We start from the raw sequence: 17,474 nt of genomic DNA on the forward strand, positions 1-17,474 counted from the left end.
AGACTGGCCGGTGGTGACGAAAATCCGGGTCGGCGGTCAGCCGGACACGGGCGCCGCGGGCCTCTCGGCCGGTCCGCGGGCGGCTCGCCGCCGGAGGATCGAGAGCACCACACCGGCCGCCGTCACGAATACGGCGACCAGCTCCGGCCAGGGCCCCAGCACTGTCGCCGGGGTGTGCGAATCACGCAGCGGCACCTCGGCGACCAGCGCTTCCGGCGTGAACAGCGCGCTCTGCTGCCGCACCGTCCCGTCCGCGGCGATGATCGCGCTGACCCCCGAGGTGGCGGCCACGACCAGCGAGCGCCCGTGTTCGACCGCCCGCACCCTGGACATCGCCAGTTGCTGGTAAGTCATTTCACTGTCGCCGAAAGTCGCATTGTTCGTGGGGACCGCCAGCAATTGCGCTCCCGAGCGCAACGAATCTCGGAAAGCCCGGTCGAAAGCGACCTCGTAACAGGTTGCCACCCCGATTTCCGTACCTGCGGCCCGAATTGTTCCGTCTCCGTGACCCGGAACGAAGTATCCCGCCTTGTCCGCATAGTCCGAAAAGAGCCGGAAGAACCCGCGCATCGGCAGGTATTCGCCGAAAGGCTGTACTATTTTTTTGTCGTGCCGGTCCCCCGGACCACTTTCCGCGGTCCACACCATGACCGAATTCGTCGTGGTGCCATCCCCGTTGACCAGTACCGCTCCCACCAGAATCGGTGCCGAGATCCGCCGGGCCGCCCCCGAGATGAGGGCGGACGCGTCGGGATTGCGTAACGGGTCGATATCGGAGGAGTTTTCGGGCCACACGACCACATCCGGGGCCGGAAACAGACCGCTCGCCACCTCAGCGGCCAGTTGTTCGGTCCGGCGGACATGATTGTCGAGCACGGCCCGGCGCTGCGCATTGAAATCGAGGCCGAGCCGGGGCACGCTGCCCTGAATGGCGGCCACAGTGATCGTCCGGTCGCCGTCCAGCGGACCGGGCAGCGTCGCCCGGAGTCCGAGCCCGGCCAGTGCCGACAGCAGACAGGTCGCCGCCGCCACGGCCGTTGCCATCCGCCCACCATTCCCGGCGAGGCCGTATCCCGGCGAATGCGAAGAGGCGGCCGCACCCCTGTCCTCTTCGTCGCTCGCGGCAACGCGCCCGGTACCGCTGCCCGCTGTCGCTACCGGGTCGGCGCTCATCGGCCCGCGGCGCCCACCCACCTCCCGGAGGACCCCCAGCACCACCGCGGCCCCGCAGGTACCGCTCAGTGCGACGGCGAAGCTCACCAGCGGCGCGCCACCGTAGGCCGCGAGCGGCAGAAACCAGCCGTCGGCCTGCCCGAAGGCCAGCCGCCCCCAGGGGAATCCGCCGAACGGGAAACTCGACCGGCCCCATTCGGCGGCCGTCCAGGCCAGGGCGAGCCACAACGGCCATCCGGGCAGGCGGCCCAGTATCCGGCCCAGCACCCCGAACAGGCCCAAGTACACCGCGCACGCGGTGGACAGCGCGAGCCACGGCAGCGGACCCACATAGATCCCGGTCCACGGCAGGAGCGGAAGGAAGAAGCCCAGCCCGGCGAGGAAGCCGTAGCCGAAACCGGCCCGCAGCCGGGGCCCGCTCCGCACGACCAGGGTCAGCAGCGCGATCCCGGCGGGCGCGAGGAACCACCACGGTCGCGGCGGGAAGCTACCGAACAGCAGGGCTCCGGCGGACACCGCGGCCACCGATCGCACCACCACCGGGTAGCGGGTGAGCTTCCCGGTCCACCGGATCGCCGGCCCGTCACCCTGGTTCACTGCTGCATCCTGTTCCACTCGAGCCGAGATCACGCCTGATAGATGGGGACACCGTCGCGCACGGTGCGCAGGCAACGCGGCAGGTCGGCATCCGGGGTCAGCGAAGGCAGCCCGGGCACCCGGGAGCGGGGGTCGGTGGACCAGCGCTGGACTGTATCGGTGGGCGCGGCGACCACCAGCTCACCGGCCTCCCATACCGCGTACGACGCGGGTGCCCCGGGCACCAGGGTTCCGGCGACGCCGTCGCGCACCCCACCGGCCCGCCACGCGCCGCGAGTGGCGGCGGCGAAGGCGGCCCGCGGGGAGAGGCCGTGCCCGGGGGTGCGGTGATGCACGGCCGCGCGGACCGCCGACCACGGGTCGAGGACGGTCACCGGCGCATCCGAGCCGATGGCCAGCGAGACACCGGCCGAGGCCATGGCGGCGAACGGGTTCAGGGCCGCGGCGCGGGTGGCGCCGAGCCGTTCGGCGTACATCCCGTCGGGTCCGCCCCAGACCAGGTCGAACGCGGGTTGCACACTGGCGATCACCCCCCAGGCTGCGAGGGCCTCGATCTGTGTCGCGTCCAGCAGTTCCGCGTGCTCCACCCGGTGGCCGCGCGCGGCCACCGCCGGGCCACCGAGTTCGGCGACCACCTGCCCGAACCCGGCCACCACCGCGTCGAGCGCTCCGTCACCGATGGCATGGAAACCCGCTTGGACGCCCGCCTCGGTACAGGCCCGCACATGCGCGGCGATATCCCCGGCATCCAGGTAGGAGACCCCGGTCCCGGGGGCGTCGGCGTAGGGGTCGCGCAGCCGGGCGGTATGCGAGCCGATGGACCCGTCCACGAACAGATCGCCGGCGAGCCCGTGCGCCCCGAGATCGGACAGCAGGGTGCGCGCCTCATCCGCGGTGCGCACCGCCTGGCCCCAGTAGGCCCGCACCTGCACGCCGTGCTCGAAGGCGAGCAGTTCGCGTAGATCGGCTTCTCCTTCTATATCGGGGCCCGCGCATTCGTGCACGGCCGCGATCCCGTGCGCGGCCGCGGCGTCCAGCGCGGTCCGCCGGGCCGCGTCCCGCTGTTCCCGGGTGAGCCGGGCCCGGGCCGCGGCCCGTACGAGATGATGCGCCGCCGCCCGCACCGGCTCCCCCGGAGTGAACCCGGCCGCGGAACGCAGTCCCGGCACCGCGTCCAGCAGTGCCGAGGAGGCCACCGCGGAATGCGCGTCCACTCGCGCCAGATACACCACCTGGCCGGGCCGGGCGGCGGCGTCCACTTCGGCCACCGTCGGCGGCCGGCCCTCCGGCCAGCGGGTCTCGTCCCAGCCGTCGGCGAGGATCGCGGCGTCGGGGTGACGGGCGGCGTAGTCGGCGACCAGTTCCAGGCAGTGGGTGAGCGAACGGGCCGCGGCGAGGTCGAGGCCCGCGAGCCGCAGGCCGAGCGCGGTGGTGTGCAGATGGGGTTCCACGAAGGCGGGTGTCACGAAGGCGCCGTCGAGCTCGACGATCTCGGCGTCCGGATGCAGGGCACGTCCGACATGATCGGCGCCGAGCCATACGACGACGCCGTCGGTCACCGCCAGGGCGGTGGCATCGGGCGCACTCGAACTGTAGATCCGGCCTCCGACCAGCAGCTGCGTACTCACGGGAGTCCAGTCTGCCGCACCGCTGCCCGGCTCGCGCGGGCCGGTCCGGGCGCGAGCGGGCGGAGCAGCCCCGCGGCGGCGCCGGATCCCGCGCCCGCCCGCGGCGAATTACGCTGCCTCCATGACCAACACGCTCGGTGCGGTCGGTACCGCCGACTACGTTCTGCTCACCACCTTCCGCAAGGACGGCACCCCGGTGTCCACACCGCTGTGGGCGGTAGCCGAGGACGACAAGCTCTACGTCTGGACTGTCACCGACAGCTGGAAAGTGAAAAGGCTGCGGCGCAACCCGGAGGTCACGCTGCAATCGTGCGATTACAAGGGCACACCGCGCGGTGAGGTGGTCCACGGCACCGGCCGGGTCCTCGATGCCGACGGCAGCACGCGGGTCCGCCGCCTGATCCGCCGCAAGTACCGGCTCACCGGCCCACTGGTGGTATTCGGCAGCGTCCTGCGGCGCGGCAAGTCCGGCACCGTCGGCATCGAACTCACCCCACGGTCCGAGCCCGCCGTCCCGGAATAGCCGACCGTCGTCCCGGCCTGTCGGGTCAATCGACGTGGGGCCGTAACCATTCCTCGAGGTCGTCTGCCGCGCCGAGCTCGGCGGCGAGTTCCGCCCGCTCGGTGTCGGTCAACCCCAGTGCCGATAGGTCGGCCCGGCGCTCGGCGGCCTTGTCCGGGTTTCCGCGCGCGACGGCGAGTTCGGCCAGTGCCGCCAAGGCACGTGCGCGGTCCAGCACACCGGCCGCCCCGCCGTGGCGGCGCAGCCCCGATTCGAGTGCTCGTTCGGCGGCCTTGTCGTCGTTCTTGGAATCGCGCAGGATCCGCGCATTGTCGAGCACTCGGGCAAGGCCGGTCAGTTTCGCCGATCCGCCGTACTCGATTTCCGTGGGCTCCGTTCTGGCGATATAGATCACTCGGTTGCCGTCCGGGTCTATGAGAGTGAACCTGGTCTGCCCGGCACGGAAGCGCGTGATCCGCCCGGGACCCTGCGCGGGGATCCGGCCGAACCGTTCGCGTAGCGCGGTACTGAAGTGGCGATGCCGGTCCGCGACATCGTCGACCATGACCAGACAACCCGCCTCCTCCTTACCTGCGTGCCCCGCGGGAGCGGAGGTGAAGTGGAGGTCGCAGTCGTGCGCCGAGATCGCGCCGTAGACGTACGGCTTGGTCTGTTCGTAGGTGACCGTGTAACCGAGCGCCCGGTAGAAGTCGAGCGTGCGGGTCAGATCGTGTGTGGGCAGCACCGGTACCGCGGTATCTCCCATGAGAACCCTCCCAATAGTCAATTTTGACTACCCGAAGCTAGGTCACTCGGCGTTCGGAAGTCAAATTTGAGTACCGTACTGTTCGGGTGACGGAAGGAGCGCCGATGGCGGCGGTACGGTTGCTGGTTCTCGGAGTGGCACGGCGGCAGCAGCCGACCCACGGTTACGCGGTGCGCCGCGAACTGCTGTCCTGGCGCGCCGATACCTGGACCAATGTGCAGCCCGGCTCCATCTACCACGCCATGAAACAGCTCACCCAGGAGGGAAAGCTCCGCACCCTCGGCACCGAGGACGGCGGCCGGGGACCGGGCCGTACCCTGTTCGAACTCACCCCCGCCGGCGAGGCGGAATTCCTGGAGCGCATGAACGAGGCGCTGACCAGCGTGGACATGGAGGAACTCGGTGCCGGTATCGCCTTCATGGACGCCCTGCCGCGCGCCCATGTGATCGCGAAACTACGCGAACAGCGGGAGGGCAGCCGCGCGATCCGCGATGAGCTGCTGACCATGGTCGGTGACTATCCGGGTCGCTACGAGCCCCCGCACGCCACCGATCTGCTCGAATTGTGGAGCGGGGTCTTCGACAATCTCACCGGCTGGACCGCCGGTGTACTGGATCGGCTGGAGCGGGGCGAGTACCGCATGGCCGACGATTCCTAGATCCCGCGCGGCTCCGCGGGCGGGAGCCGCTTTTCCACGATAGTGCTCGAGTGCGGTCGCTCGTCGGTGTACCACTCGCTCACCACGACACCGTCCACGACATCGGCATCGATCACCGTGGGCCGGTACGGTGCGGCCGCGGCGATCTTGGCGACGCGGCGCGCGGCCAGGGCCGCCAGTATCGGGCGCAACAGCGCGCGGGTCGGCGGGATGAGTATCAGCAGGCCCACCACCGAGGTGACCGGGCCGGGAACGAACATCAGCAGGCTGCCCGCCCCCACCAGCGCGCCGTCGGCGACCGCGGCTCCCGGGGTGATCTCACCACGCGAGGCGCGGCGGAACTGTTCTCCCACCCGACGCCACTGCGAGCCGAGCAGCAACATGCCCGCGGCGGAACTGGCGATGAGCAACAGGATGGCGGGAACGGCGCCGAGCCAGGCGACGGCGGCGGCGAAGACTGCGATCTCGACGACGAGGTAGACGAGGAAACCGAGGACGGGCATGGGCGAACCTTTCGGTCGGACTACCCGGACAACGAACGAGATGTCCGATTTTCTCCCGAAACCCTCGATTGCCCGGCTTCCGATGCCGGGAAGCCCGGACTCCGCTTCCGGATCCCGGCCGGCCGCAGTGCCGGTTCCGCGTTCCGGGCCGCCCGCCCGGATCCCGATGCTCAGCCGCCCGGACGTACCACGCCGGTCTCGTAGGCCAGCACCACCGCCTGCACCCGGTCCCGCAGGCCCAGTTTGGTCAGTACCCGGCCGACGTGGGTCTTCACCGTGGCTTCGGACAGGAACAGCTGGCCGGCGATCTCGGCGTTGGACCGTCCGGCAGCGATCTGTTCGAGCACTTCGCGCTCGCGGGCGGTGAGCACCTCGAGGATGGCGGGGTCGCGCGAGGGCGTGGGTTCTTCGGCGATCAACCGGTCGAGGAGGCGTTTGGTGACCTTCGGCGACACCACCGCGTCCCCGGCCGCGACGCTGCGGATGGCCGAGATCAGGTCCTCGGGCGGGGTGTCCTTGAGCAGGAATCCGCTCGCGCCGGCACGCAGCGCGCCCAGAGCGTGTTCGTCGAGGTCGAAGGTCGTCATCACCAGGACGCGGGCGCCGTGGTCGGCCTCCAGGATGCGACCGGTGGCGGTCACTCCGTCCACGACCGGCATCCGGACGTCCATGAGCACCACATCGGGGGTGAGCTCGGCGGCCCGGGCGACCGCCGTGGCGCCGTTGTCGGCTTCGCCGACCACCTCGATATCGGGGTGTGCGCCGAGCACCATTTTGAGTCCTACGCGCATGAGTTCCTGGTCGTCCACAACGAGCACGGTGATCGGCACGGATTCCAATGTAGTGGCGGCCGGTACCTATTCCCGATCCGGTGCGGACAGCGGAATCCGCGCGTATACCCGCCAGGCGCCATCGGGCCGTCGCCCGGCCTCGAGACTGCCGCCGAGCACCGCCATCCGTTCGCGCATTCCGGCCAGGCCCAGGCCGCTGCCCTCGATCCGGTCCTCGGGCCGTACCGGGACGCCACCGGAGTCGACGACCTCCACCTCGATATGGTCGGCGTGCCGCCGCACCCGCACCCACGCCTTCGGGTGGGCGCCGGCGTGGCGGAGGGTGTTGGTCAGCGCTTCCTGCACGATGCGGTGGGTGCCCAGACTGATCTCGGGCGCGACGCCGTCCAGTTCGCCGGCCAGTTCCAGTTCGACCGCCAGGCCCGCGTCCCGCATCAGCTGCACCACCGCGGCGAGCCCCGCCGTCCCGTGCTGGGGGACTTCGTCGGGGGCGTGTTCGGTGCGCAGCAGCGCGACGGTGCGGCGGAGTTCGCGCAATGCCTCGCGGCCGGTCCCGGCAATGGTGACCAGCGCCTGTTCGGTGGTGCCGGGGTCGGTGCGCAGGGCGAACCGCGCGCCGTCGGCCTGGACGATCATCACGCTCACCGCGTGCGCGACCACATCGTGCAGTTCCCGGGCGATCCGGGTGCGCTCGGCCGAGACCGCGTCGTGCGCACGGCGTTCCCGGTCGGAGTCGGCGACGGCCAGCCGGGCCGCCACCTCCGCGTCGTAGGCGCGGCGGGCACCGGTGAACTCGCCCAGCGCCCAGCACAGGGCGAAGAACACCGAGACGAACGCGAGGTCCCCGGCCCGGAAACCGCTCAGCAGCGCCATCCCGTACGCGGTATCGGCGACCAGCGCCAGCACGTACCAGAGTCCGGCGCGCCGGCCGACATAGGCGACCAACGTGTACAGCATGACCCCGTGGCCGATCAGCGCCGCGTGCCCGGTGGGGTCGCCGACGATGTAGCCGATGGTGCTGGCGCAGATCGACAGTGCCATGAAGGTGACCGCCATGGCCCGCGGATAGATGCGGCGCAGCACGATCGGGAGCGGGATGAGCACCGAGAACACCAGGAAGGCGGCGAGGTGGGTGCTGTCGCGGGCCATGGTGAGGTCGAACACCAGCAGCGCCGCCGCGAGCGCGGAGTCCGCGACGACGGGGTTGTCTCGAAGCCACAGAATGAACCGGCGCACCCGCCCAGCCTAGGAGTACGGCTCCGGCCGGCTCCGTGAGCGGGTGATCTCCACCCGCGGACCGTCTGGTTCGCTTGGCGGGTGGATGTGACCGACTGGCTGATGCTGCTTCCGGCCGCGGCCGCCGCAGGCTGGGTGGACGCCGTGGTGGGCGGTGGCGGCCTGATCGTACTGCCGACCCTGCTGCTGGTGGCCCCCGGCCTCGCGCCGCAGACGGCACTGGGTACCAACAAGCTGGCGGCGGTCGCGGGTACGGCCACGGCGGCGGCTACCTTCGCCCGGAAGGTTCCGCTCCAGTGGCGGCTGCTGATACCCGCCGCCGCACTGTCGGCGATCACCGCGGCGGCGGGTGCGGCGGCGGTGGCGCTCATCGACCGAGACCTGTTCATCCCGATCGTGCTGGTGGTGCTGATCGGGGTCGCGATCTTCGTCACGGCCCGTCCCACGATCGGGATCACGCTGGCCGCCCACCCCCCGTCGCGGCGCAAGATCGTGCTGGTGGTGGCGCTGGCCGCGGGTCTGATCGGTGCCTACGACGGACTGCTCGGCCCCGGCACGGGAACGTTCCTGATCATTACTTTCGCCACCCTGCTCGGCACCGAGTTCGTCCGGGCGGCGGCGATGGCGAAAGTGATCAACTGCGGCTCGAATATCGGGGCGCTGATCTACTTCGGCGCTACCGGGCACGTGCTGTGGGCGCTGGGCGCGGCGATGGCGCTGGCCAATATCGCGGGCGCGGTGCTGGGTTCGCGGATGGCACTGGACCGCGGCGCGGAGTTCGTCCGCGCGGTGCTGCTGGTGGTCGTGGTCGCCATGGTGATCCGGCTGGGCTGGCAGCAGTTCGGCTGAAGACGCGCACCGCGGGCCGCTCGTCCGGGGCCGGTTGCGCCGGAGTTCCCCACCGCAACCGGCCCCGCCCCGCGGACCGCTGTGCCCCACGACACGATCCGGGGCCTGCCCCGGTCCTCGCATCGTTACGGGCGTGCCTCGCTCCGGATATCCATCACGACCGCCTTGGGTTCGGTGAAGAACTCACGGCTGAAGTTGCCGCCCTCGCGGCCCACCCCCGAGTCGCCGACCCCGCCGAACGGGGCCCTGAGGTCTCGGACGAAGAAGCAGTTGACCCACACGGTTCCCGCACGCAGCAGCGCGGAGACCCGGTGCGCCCGGGACAGGTTCTCGGTGAACACCATGGCGTTCAGCCCGAACGGGGTGTCGTTGGCCCGGCCGATGGCTTCGGCTTCGGAATCGAACGGAGTCATGACAACAACCGGGCCGAAGATCTCCTCCCGGCAGACCCGGGCGTCGGCGGGAGCGTCGGTGACAACGGTCGGACGGACCGTCCACCCCTCCCCCATTCCGCCCATCACCGTGGTGCCGCCGTCGGCAGCGACGCCCTCCAAGAAAGAGCGCACCTTGGTGTAGTGCTCCGCGGAGGCCAGCGGGCCGAGCTGTGTCGCCGGATCTTTGGGATCACCCAGGACCAACGCGTCGGCCACCTCGCAGAAGCGGCGCAGGAAGGCGTCGTAGATACCGCGTTCGACGAACAGGCGACTACCGGCGAGGCAGACCTGTCCCGCATTGCTGAAGATGGCCTTGATCGACCACTGCACAGCGGATTCGAGATCCGCGTCGGCGAATACGATATTGGCGCCCTTACCGCCCAGCTCGAGGCTCACCGGTGTCAGGTTGCCGGCCGCCGCCCGGGCGATGGCGCGGCCGGTGTTCGATTCACCGGTGAAGGTGATGCGGTCCACCCGGGCGTCCGTGGTGAGCGCCTCACCCACCGAATCCGGCCCGAACCCGTGCACGACATTGAGCACGCCCGGGGGCATACCGGCCTCGTGTGCGAGCCGGGCCAGAATCGTCGCCGAGTGCGGCGTGTCCTCGGCGGGTTTGAGCACGACGGTGTTTCCCCAGGCCAAGGCCGGTGCGATCTTCCATGTTTCGAGCATCAGCGGGAAGTTCCACGGCGCGATGGCCGCGACCACACCGGCCGATTCGAATCTCGTGTACGCGTGGTGGCCGGAGTCCATCGGTAGCGTCTCGGCCGACGACATGCGCGCGTGGTCGGCGAAGAACCGGAAGTTCAGCGCCGAGCGCGGAACGTCCTTGGACGAGCTGTCGGCGATGGGTTTGCCCATATCCATGGTGTCGGCCATCGCCAGCTCGTGTGTGTTCGCATCGATGAGATCGGCCAGCCGGTGCAGAATCTGCCCCCGCTCGGCGAAACCCATCCGCGGCCACGGGCCCGAGTCGAAGGCTTCGCGGGCCGCCGCGACGGCGAGATCGGCTTCCGCGGGTCCGCCCAGCGCGACCTCGGTGCGCACCTCACGAGTCCACGGGTCGATATTGTCGAAGCGGCCGTTGTTCTTCGACTCGACTTCTTTTCCATCGATGAAGTGGGTGATCAGTTCCATGGCTATCTGTCTCGTTCCTCAATGGTGACGTCGCCGGCCGCCCAGTGGGAACCGGGAACCTCCCGGACGACGACGCGAATACTGGGCAGCGGTGCCCCGGTGGATTCGGCGGTGGCATGGGTGAGTCTGGAGATCAGGTCACGTAGGACCTCCGGACTGCGTCCTTCCACGAGCGTTACTTCGACGAAGGGCATCCGCGCACCGCCTCGAAACGTGTCACCAGGGCATCGACGGATTCGATACGGGCGAACACGGTGCCCATAACACGCAGACTGTTCTCGTGCAGGTCGGGGAAGTACCCGGCGACGGCATCGCGGGCCACCACGACCTCGAGATCGCGGAAGAACGCGTCCCGGACGGTGGATTCGACGCAGAAGTCGGTGCGCACACCCGCCACCGCCATCCCGGCGACCCCGGCCAGCGTCTCGGCCAGCGATGTTCGGTAGAAGGCACTGAAGCGCTGTTTGACGACGACGGGGTCCTCGGACCGGACATCGAGTCCGGCCACCAGCTCGCTGCCCCAGGTGCCGGTCCGAAGGCCCGCGGCGGCGAGAAAAGGACTGCGCTGCGCGAGTATTCCGAGCTCGGAATCGTCGGCCCACTCCATCCGCACCCAGATGACCGGCACCTGCGCCGCCCGGGCGGCACTCACCAGGGTATTGATGCGGTCGACCAGTGCGGGCAGATCGCGAACGACCAGGCCGGCCTGCGCGAAGACTCCGTCCGGATGGCAGTAGTCGTTCTGCATATCGATGACGACCACCGCCCCGATCCCGTACTCGGAGCTCGGCGCCGCGGCGGTCATGCGCGATCCGGGTCGGCCGTGAGCGCCGCATGCGCTTCGAGTGCGGTGGTCGCACGTCCGGAATCGCCGCTCGCGATGGCCTCGACCAATTCCCGGTGTACCCGTGCCCCGACGCCGGTGTCCACCGGAGAACCCGAGGCGACGACTCCCGCCAATCGGCTCTCGACGAACTCGAGCAAAGACAGATACGTGTGCTTGAGGATCTCGTTCGTGGTGATCTCGGCAATACGTTTGTGCAACGCCCAGTTGGCACGCAGATAGGCCTCCACACCGAGGTCGGGGGCGAACATCACCTCGCCCAGGGCACGCAGTTCCTCGACATCGACGGTGTTCCGGAAACGGGTCGCGTCCTGGGTGATGAGTGGTTCGAGCGCCTCACGCATGATGAGACAGTCGGCCACCGATACCGAATCGCCACTCAGCTCCAGCATCTTCTGCCCCAGGCGAACCAGTGGCGGCGGTGAGGCCACGAAGATCCCGCCGCGGACACCGGGCCGGATCGTGATCATCTTCCGAGCGCTCAACAGCCTGATCGCCTCGTTGAATGTGGCGACTGCCACGTCGTACCGCTCGCGCAGGCTCTCCTTGGTACCGAGACGATGGCCGTTGCCGAGGCCTTCGTCCCGGATCATCTGCTCGATATCGCGCGCCACCTCATCGGCCAGCGAGAACGAGGACTGGGTATCGAGTTCGCGTTTGCTCATGGTGTCCCTCTGCTCTGCCGTAGTTGTGGTATCTCCTCGAGCCGATCCGGTCGACAGGTCGGTCTCGACAGGAATCGGAGGGCATTCCCACCCAGGATCATGTGCTCCTCCTCGTGCGTCAGGTCGAGTGCCCGGACCGATTGCAGCGGCGACCGGTCCGCGAGATCGAAGGGGAAATCGCTGCCCATCAGGACGTTGCGCACGCCGACGTTGTCGATCAGGCGGGCGAGGGCCTCGTCGTCGAATACGGCTGTGTCGTACAGCAACGTGCGCAGATAGTCCGAGGGTGGCCGCAGCATCATCCGGGCAGACGATTTCCGTTCATAACCCAGGTCCAGCCGGGGGGTGATACCGGGCAGGCAGCCGCCGCCGTGCGCGAGACACAGCCGGAGATCGTACCGGTCGAGCACACCACCGAACACCAGGCGGGAGATCGCGAGACCGGTCTCCACCGGGTAGCCGAAAAGCTGGACCAGATGGTAATCGGCGAGACGCGTCCGGCCCGAGACCCGGCTGGGGTGCACCAGAACCAGGGTCTGCCGGCTCGAGAGCTCGTCCCACAGCGCATCGTTGACCGGCGCGTCCAATTCCGCCCCGCCACCGTAAGTCCCGATTGTCGCCCCGGCGAACCCGAGTTCGTCGATACACCGGCGCAGTTCCGCACTCGCTTCGGGCAGACCGACCGGAAGGGTGGCCATTCCCACCAATCTGTCCGGCGCCTGCGCGACGAACTCCGCCAGCGCGTCGTTGGATTGCCGGACCACTGCCGAGGTGAGCGCATCGTCGGTGGACTCCGACGCGAACAGGAAGGGCGGCGCCGATACCGCATGCATCGACACACCCGCCGCATCCATCGAACGGAGACGCTTCTCGATGTCGTACTGCTCGGCCGGGAAGGGGATCGCCGCACCCCGGTTCAGCCCGCAGATCGCCGGATCGATCGAGATCGAACCCGCGTCCATACCGGACAGGTCGGCCAGCCCGCGTCGTTCGAGCGCGACGAGCAGCGGCAAAGGCATTGCGTGACTGTGTATATCGATGACCGGGGAGGATCTCTGGCGGGACGACGGTATCTCTCTAGTCACGTCGCTCGGCCATGTATGCGTCGTAGTCGTCGCCCAGCAGCGAACGGATCAATGCCGTGGCCGCACCCGATGTACCGGCCTTCTCGCCGGTGCCGTAGATCAGGCGAGCCAGCTGAGAGAGAAGGTACGGGTGCAGCCCCAGCTCGTGCAGTCCGCGGAAGTCGCGCTCCCTGATGGCCCGCCGCTCCGCCTCGGTCAGCGGATATTCGTCGATGACCGCGTCCTCGTCGGACTCGAAGCGAGCCCGGAACTCCTCGTCCCACTTGAGGTCTTGCACGAGATCGTTGGTTTTCAACAGGGGATCGAACCGATCCAATGCCATGGTTTCAGATCCTTCCATTCGAAACAGAGCTCAGACGGTCCAGCGCACCGCGCCGACGCCGCACCGCCACTGTTCCACTGCGACGTAACCCAGATCGGTGCACGGACGAGGCCCGATGGCACCCAGAACGACTGTCCAGGAGAGTAATTCGGCGGTGCCGCCCGAACCGGCCGCCTCCATCCGCTGGAATGTCGCCTCGGTGCGGATGCGCTCGTGGTCCCCCGCGGTCAGCAGATCCATGTACCAGCGGTCGAATTTCTCGTCGATCTCCAGGTACCGAGGACCGCCGGGCTCATGGCTGAGCCCGCCGGAGCCGAACAGGCCGATCCGGGCGTCGGCCGGGAGGTCCTCGGTGATGGCACGCCCCAGGGCCTTCCCGAAGTCGTAGCAGACCCGCTCGTCCGGCACCGGAGGAACCGTACAGTTCTGCAGGATGGGGATGACGGGTACGTCCAGGGCGGCCAATCCGGCCATGGTCACCGGGACGGAGACATTGTCGTCGAACCTGAGCCGATCGCGGACCCCGCGCACCCGGGGGCCGCTGTCACGCACCGACTCGAACAGGGTTCTCGCGATGTCCGGCGCTCCGCGCAGGTCGTAGTCCGCTACCCGCAGCCACGGCTTGAACCACTCGTCCGGACCGGAGTGCCGATCGGTCAACCCGAAGGAGAAGTCCCATGGGTCACCCACCCGGGTATTGGCCACGTGATCGTTCCCGATGATCAGCAGTGCGTCCAGATCCGCGGCGGCGATCTCGTCGTGGATGACGTCGTACGCCCGTCGTACCGTCTCCCGATCGGCCGCGGGTGCCTTGTCGAACCACCCCGTCAGGCCCGGCGCGTGACTTGCCGCCACCGCCAAACTGATCCTAGCCATCATTCCTCCGAGTTCGTTTGCACAGGGGTGTCCCGCATGCGGGACACCCGGTTCGAGAAGGCCGAGCTCCGGTCACGATTGCCGCGCGGCCAAGCGGCGGCGGATCGCGGCGGCGGCGGCTTCGGCCGTGGCCGCCTGGGTATCCCGTCCTTCGCCCGCGGTCGCGCCCGCCGGGTCCCCGAGATACCCCAGGGGCGTGGTCCGGCGGGCGTCGTCGTAGCCGCGCCGCCAGACGGCGAGCTCCTCGGCCCCGTAGTCGGTGGCCCGTAGTTCTTTCCGCACGTCCTCACGTACCAGGCCAGGGCAGGAATCCATCATCATCGCGGTCTCCCACCGGCCGGCGTGCACGTCGACGAACTCGCGGCCGTCCGGTCCGCTTCGCACGGGCGGCGCCGTCACCGGGGGTGCGACGGCCGGGTCTTCGTGGACGGTCAGCAGGGGATCATCCGGAGACAGTTCGAGCCGCCGCGCGAGGGCCGTGTCGACGACGAAGCTGATATCCGCCGGCGCTCGTTTCGTACCCGTCTCCACTGCCTCGTAGATCGTCCTGTTGTGCAGGGCGTCGCCATGGCCGGAGAAGCAGAAGATATGACCGAAGCCGTCGCCGGACATGCTCACGAACAGATCGGCGAGTACCTCGCGCATCAGACCGGGCCGAATACTGTAGGAGCCGGGGAACGATCCGGACACCACGTTCACGCCCCAGTAATAGGGCGGGACGACGAGGGCGTCGACACCGTGTTCGGCCAGCACGGCCCTGACCTTGTGTGCCCGATCGGTCGGCACGTACACATCGGTCCCCGCCGGTAGGTGCGGTCCGTGTTGTTCGATCACGCCGATGGGCCAGAGCAGCACCGCCCCCGCGGCGGCCGCGGCATCGATCTCGTACCAGGTCATCTCGGCCATCGAACCGCTGAAGATATCCATCGGCTCAGCCTCCGGCCCGGGTGTCGTGGAATGTTTTGGCGTCCTGGATCCGCTGATAGACCAGTGCGCGCAACTCCGCGAAGCGGGGCAGTGCGCGGGTACGCAACTGATCGCGCTCGTCGGACAGATCGATCGTGATGTCGTCCAGCACCACGGTCGGCGACGCCGACAACACCAGGACCCGCTGCCCGATGTAGACCGCCTCGTCGATGTCGTGGGTCACGAACAGCACGGTCATGCCCAGCTGCTCCCAGAGCGAGCGGGTCAGATCCTCGAGCTCGGACCTCGTCTGGGCGTCGACGGCCGCGAACGGTTCGTCCATGAGCAGCACCGAAGGCTGGTAGGCCACGGCCCGCGCGATGGCGACACGCTGCTGCATACCACCGGACAGCTGCCACGGGTACGCCTGTGGCACATCATTCAGACCGACCGCGGCCAGAGCCTGTTCGACCAGTTCGGATCTACGGGCCTTCGGCACCTTCTTCTGCCGGAGCGGCAGCGAGACATTCTGCTCGACGGTCATCCAGGGAAACAGGCTTCTGCCGTATTCCTGGAACACGATCGCCATATCGCGAGGCGGACCGACGACCGGGCGGTCGCCCAGGTACACCGCGCCGGACGTGGGTGACAGCAGGCCGGCGATGCATTTGAGCAGGGTCGTTTTGCCGGCTCCCGAGGGGCCGACGATGCAGGCCAATTCGCCCCGGCCGATCCGGAAGGTCAGGTCACGGACCGCTTCCACGTGCCGGCCGTGACCGGAGTAGACCTTCTGGACCCCGCGGACGTCGAGCATGGCCGGCGCGGCATCGATCGTCGCCTCGGTGGGGCGGGTTCGGGTTGTGGTCATTTCTCTCCTAGTTGCGCACGGCGCAGGCCGTGATACCAGCCGAGGGCACGACGTTCGAAGACGCCGAACGCGAGCGACAGAGCGAAGCCGAGCAGACCCAGCACGATGATTCCGCTCCACATCTGTGGGATGGCGAACCCGCGCTGGAATTGAACGACGGTGAAACCCAGACCGCTCGAGCTGGCGAACATTTCGCTGATCACCATGAGGATGATCGAAATCGACAGAGCCTGACGCATTCCGGCCACGATCTGCGGGCTCGCCGCCGGGAGCACGAGGTGACGGATTCGCGCGCTTCCGCCGATACCGTACGACCGCGACGTATCCGACAAAACATCGTCCACCGCACGCACACCCTCGACGGTATTGAGCAACACCGGCCACACCGCGCCCAGCACGATGACCAGAATCTTCATTCCGTCACCGATTCCCGCGACGATGATCAAGACCGGGATCAATACCGGCGGCGGGATCGCGCGAAAGAATTCGAGTACCGGTTCCACCGTCGCGCGGGCGCGGCGGTGCAACCCGAGGAACACCCCGAGCCCGACCCCCGACACCACACAGAGGGCGTAGCCGGCGGCCAGACGCAACATGCTCGGCACGACGTCCTTCGTCAACCGCTCGGTGGTCAACCAGGAATCACCGAACGCCTGCGCGATCTTGACGAGCGAGGGGAAATAGTAACTACCCGAATTCGCTGTACCGATCCACCACAGCGCGATCAGAACGACCGGCAGTCCAACGATATAGAGGACCTTCTTCGCCACCGCGACGAGTTTCACGAAACCTCGTCCTTCCGTATCGACATATGCCACCCGAGCACCCGCCGTTCGATCGATCGAATGACTACATTGACCGCCATTCCGAGCAGACCCGAGACGATCACCATCGCGTAGACATCGGCGATCGCGTTGCTCGCCTGGGCTCGCGCGATCTCGCTTCCCAGTCCCGGGCTCCCGATGATCAATTCGGCCGAAATGGTGAGGATCAGGGCGACCGAGGCCGACAGGCGCGCGCCCGTGATCAGGTACGGCAATGTCGTCGGCCAGACCAGGTGCCGGAACACGGCCCAGCGCGAGAACCCGTACGATTCGGCCGTGTTCGCGGCAACGGGATCGATGTCCTGTACACCGTGGAGTACCTGCACGAGGACCGGCCAGAACGACGCGTAGCCGACCAAGAGCAGTGTGCTGCGAATATCCGTGCCGAACAACAGCACTGCCAGCGGAATCAGGGCGACCGACGGTATCGGGCGCAGGAATTCGATGGTCGACGCCGTGATCGCGATCGCCTTCGCCGAACTCGCGATGGCGAATCCGACCGCGGTGCCCGCGATCAGGGCGAGCCCCAACCCGATTCCCCAGCCGCGCACGGTGTCCAGCAGGGCCGCCCAGAAGGACGCCGCGCCGAGTTGCCCGGCGAGCGCCGTGAGCATTTCGCTCAGTGGCGGGAAATACTTCCGCGGCAGCACGCCGAGTCGTGGCAACACCTCCAGCAGGGCGGCGAAGACGACGACCCCGACGATGCCGAACGCCGCATCCGGCACCTTCCGCCTTCGCTCGGGCGCACGATCGGGACGGGACTCAGGCATTCCCGCGGCCCGCGCCCGGCCGGCCTTCGAAGACTCGTC

20 protein-coding genes are annotated in these 17,474 nt (G+C 68.5%); 3 read left to right on the forward strand and 17 right to left on the reverse strand.

What is annotated here, in order from left to right; translation table 11 throughout:
* Nucleotides 1-36 precede the first annotated feature (36 nt).
* Both lnt and ACQPYS_RS18255 read right to left on the reverse strand, forming a co-directional pair.
* Entirely contained in the window at nucleotides 37-1,770 is a 1,734-nt protein-coding gene (lnt, locus tag ACQPYS_RS18250) for an apolipoprotein N-acyltransferase (protein WP_433490289.1), read from the reverse strand.
* Between the two features lie 29 nt (nucleotides 1,771-1,799).
* The gene (locus ACQPYS_RS18255; protein ID WP_433490290.1) at nucleotides 1,800-3,398 is read right to left on the reverse strand and encodes an amidohydrolase; all 1,599 of its coding nucleotides are present in this window, start codon (nucleotides 3,396-3,398) and stop codon (nucleotides 1,800-1,802) included.
* A gap of 121 nt (nucleotides 3,399-3,519) precedes the next feature.
* Here ACQPYS_RS18255 and ACQPYS_RS18260 point away from each other — a divergent pair, with 121 nt between their 5' ends.
* Nucleotides 3,520-3,921 carry a PPOX class F420-dependent oxidoreductase gene (locus tag ACQPYS_RS18260; protein WP_431937586.1) on the forward strand — a complete coding sequence of 134 codons (402 nt, stop codon included), beginning with the start codon at nucleotides 3,520-3,522 and terminating at the stop codon, nucleotides 3,919-3,921.
* Nucleotides 3,922-3,946: 25 nt separating this feature from the next.
* Here the strand turns inward: ACQPYS_RS18260 and ACQPYS_RS18265 are convergent, their stop codons facing one another.
* Complete coding sequence (locus ACQPYS_RS18265; protein ID WP_433490291.1) at nucleotides 3,947-4,666, reverse strand: glyoxalase; 720 nt, start codon at nucleotides 4,664-4,666, stop codon at nucleotides 3,947-3,949.
* Nucleotides 4,667-4,770: 104 nt separating this feature from the next.
* On the opposite strand from ACQPYS_RS18265, the gene ACQPYS_RS18270 reads away from it, so the two are divergent.
* Nucleotides 4,771-5,325, forward strand: a complete 555-nt coding sequence (locus ACQPYS_RS18270) for a PadR family transcriptional regulator (RefSeq protein ID WP_433490292.1) — start codon at nucleotides 4,771-4,773, stop codon at nucleotides 5,323-5,325.
* On the opposite strand, the gene ACQPYS_RS18275 is transcribed toward ACQPYS_RS18270, so the two are convergent.
* The 3 genes from ACQPYS_RS18275 to ACQPYS_RS18285 form a co-directional block, all read right to left on the reverse strand.
* On the reverse strand, nucleotides 5,322-5,828 hold the full coding sequence (locus ACQPYS_RS18275; protein ID WP_433490293.1) for an FxsA family protein: 507 nt from the start codon (nucleotides 5,826-5,828) through the stop codon (nucleotides 5,322-5,324). The two genes, ACQPYS_RS18270 and ACQPYS_RS18275, sit on opposite strands and share 4 nt — an antisense overlap.
* Before the next feature lie 170 nt (nucleotides 5,829-5,998).
* Nucleotides 5,999-6,658: a response regulator gene (locus tag ACQPYS_RS18280; protein ID WP_063038949.1), complete on the reverse strand. Its 660-nt coding sequence runs from the start codon at nucleotides 6,656-6,658 to the stop codon at nucleotides 5,999-6,001.
* A 27-nt stretch (nucleotides 6,659-6,685) separates the two neighbouring features.
* Nucleotides 6,686-7,855, reverse strand: a complete 1,170-nt coding sequence (locus ACQPYS_RS18285; protein ID WP_433490294.1) for a sensor histidine kinase — start codon at nucleotides 7,853-7,855, stop codon at nucleotides 6,686-6,688.
* A gap of 81 nt (nucleotides 7,856-7,936) precedes the next feature.
* Between ACQPYS_RS18285 and ACQPYS_RS18290 the strand changes: the two genes are divergently transcribed.
* On the forward strand, nucleotides 7,937-8,704 hold the full coding sequence (locus tag ACQPYS_RS18290; RefSeq protein WP_433490295.1) for a TSUP family transporter: 768 nt from the start codon (nucleotides 7,937-7,939) through the stop codon (nucleotides 8,702-8,704).
* Between the two features lie 125 nt (nucleotides 8,705-8,829).
* Here ACQPYS_RS18290 and ACQPYS_RS18295 read toward each other — a convergent pair whose 3' ends face one another.
* From ACQPYS_RS18295 to ACQPYS_RS18345, 11 genes are all read right to left on the reverse strand, one after another.
* Nucleotides 8,830-10,275: an aldehyde dehydrogenase gene (locus tag ACQPYS_RS18295; RefSeq protein ID WP_433490296.1), complete on the reverse strand. Its 1,446-nt coding sequence runs from the start codon at nucleotides 10,273-10,275 to the stop codon at nucleotides 8,830-8,832.
* A gap of 2 nt (nucleotides 10,276-10,277) precedes the next feature.
* Nucleotides 10,278-10,469, reverse strand: a complete 192-nt coding sequence (locus ACQPYS_RS18300) for a tautomerase family protein (protein WP_063038601.1) — start codon at nucleotides 10,467-10,469, stop codon at nucleotides 10,278-10,280.
* A complete protein-coding gene (locus tag ACQPYS_RS18305; protein ID WP_433490297.1) occupies nucleotides 10,451-11,080 on the reverse strand; it encodes a cysteine hydrolase family protein in 630 nt (209 codons plus the stop codon). Before ACQPYS_RS18305 ends, ACQPYS_RS18300 begins: the two co-directional genes overlap by 19 nt.
* On the reverse strand, nucleotides 11,077-11,784 hold the full coding sequence (locus ACQPYS_RS18310; RefSeq protein WP_063038605.1) for a FadR/GntR family transcriptional regulator: 708 nt from the start codon (nucleotides 11,782-11,784) through the stop codon (nucleotides 11,077-11,079). Before ACQPYS_RS18310 ends, ACQPYS_RS18305 begins: the two co-directional genes overlap by 4 nt.
* Nucleotides 11,781-12,869 carry an amidohydrolase family protein gene (locus ACQPYS_RS18315; RefSeq protein WP_084481383.1) on the reverse strand — a complete coding sequence of 363 codons (1,089 nt, stop codon included), beginning with the start codon at nucleotides 12,867-12,869 and terminating at the stop codon, nucleotides 11,781-11,783. The genes ACQPYS_RS18310 and ACQPYS_RS18315 overlap by 4 nt, the downstream gene beginning before the upstream one ends.
* Nucleotides 12,862-13,191: an extradiol ring-cleavage dioxygenase gene (locus tag ACQPYS_RS18320; RefSeq protein ID WP_063038607.1), complete on the reverse strand. Its 330-nt coding sequence runs from the start codon at nucleotides 13,189-13,191 to the stop codon at nucleotides 12,862-12,864. The genes ACQPYS_RS18315 and ACQPYS_RS18320 overlap by 8 nt, the downstream gene beginning before the upstream one ends.
* Nucleotides 13,192-13,221: 30 nt before the next feature.
* The gene (locus tag ACQPYS_RS18325; protein ID WP_063038951.1) at nucleotides 13,222-14,067 is read right to left on the reverse strand and encodes a hypothetical protein; all 846 of its coding nucleotides are present in this window, start codon (nucleotides 14,065-14,067) and stop codon (nucleotides 13,222-13,224) included.
* Nucleotides 14,068-14,139: 72 nt separating this feature from the next.
* Nucleotides 14,140-14,994 (reverse strand): creatininase family protein, encoded by an 855-nt coding sequence (locus ACQPYS_RS18330; protein WP_084481386.1) that lies wholly within the window; start codon nucleotides 14,992-14,994, stop codon nucleotides 14,140-14,142.
* 4 nt (nucleotides 14,995-14,998) lie between these two features.
* Nucleotides 14,999-15,841, reverse strand: a complete 843-nt coding sequence (locus ACQPYS_RS18335; protein WP_433490298.1) for an ABC transporter ATP-binding protein — start codon at nucleotides 15,839-15,841, stop codon at nucleotides 14,999-15,001.
* On the reverse strand, nucleotides 15,838-16,626 hold the full coding sequence (locus tag ACQPYS_RS18340) for an ABC transporter permease (RefSeq protein ID WP_433490299.1): 789 nt from the start codon (nucleotides 16,624-16,626) through the stop codon (nucleotides 15,838-15,840). The genes ACQPYS_RS18335 and ACQPYS_RS18340 overlap by 4 nt, the downstream gene beginning before the upstream one ends.
* Nucleotides 16,623-17,390 carry an ABC transporter permease gene (locus tag ACQPYS_RS18345; RefSeq protein ID WP_433490300.1) on the reverse strand — a complete coding sequence of 256 codons (768 nt, stop codon included), beginning with the start codon at nucleotides 17,388-17,390 and terminating at the stop codon, nucleotides 16,623-16,625. The genes ACQPYS_RS18340 and ACQPYS_RS18345 overlap by 4 nt, the downstream gene beginning before the upstream one ends.
* Nucleotides 17,391-17,474 lie beyond the last annotated feature (84 nt).

The sequence above is a fragment of the Nocardia grenadensis genome, from assembly GCF_050942415.1.
Taxonomy (GTDB): Bacteria; Actinomycetota; Actinomycetes; order Mycobacteriales; family Mycobacteriaceae; genus Nocardia; species Nocardia grenadensis.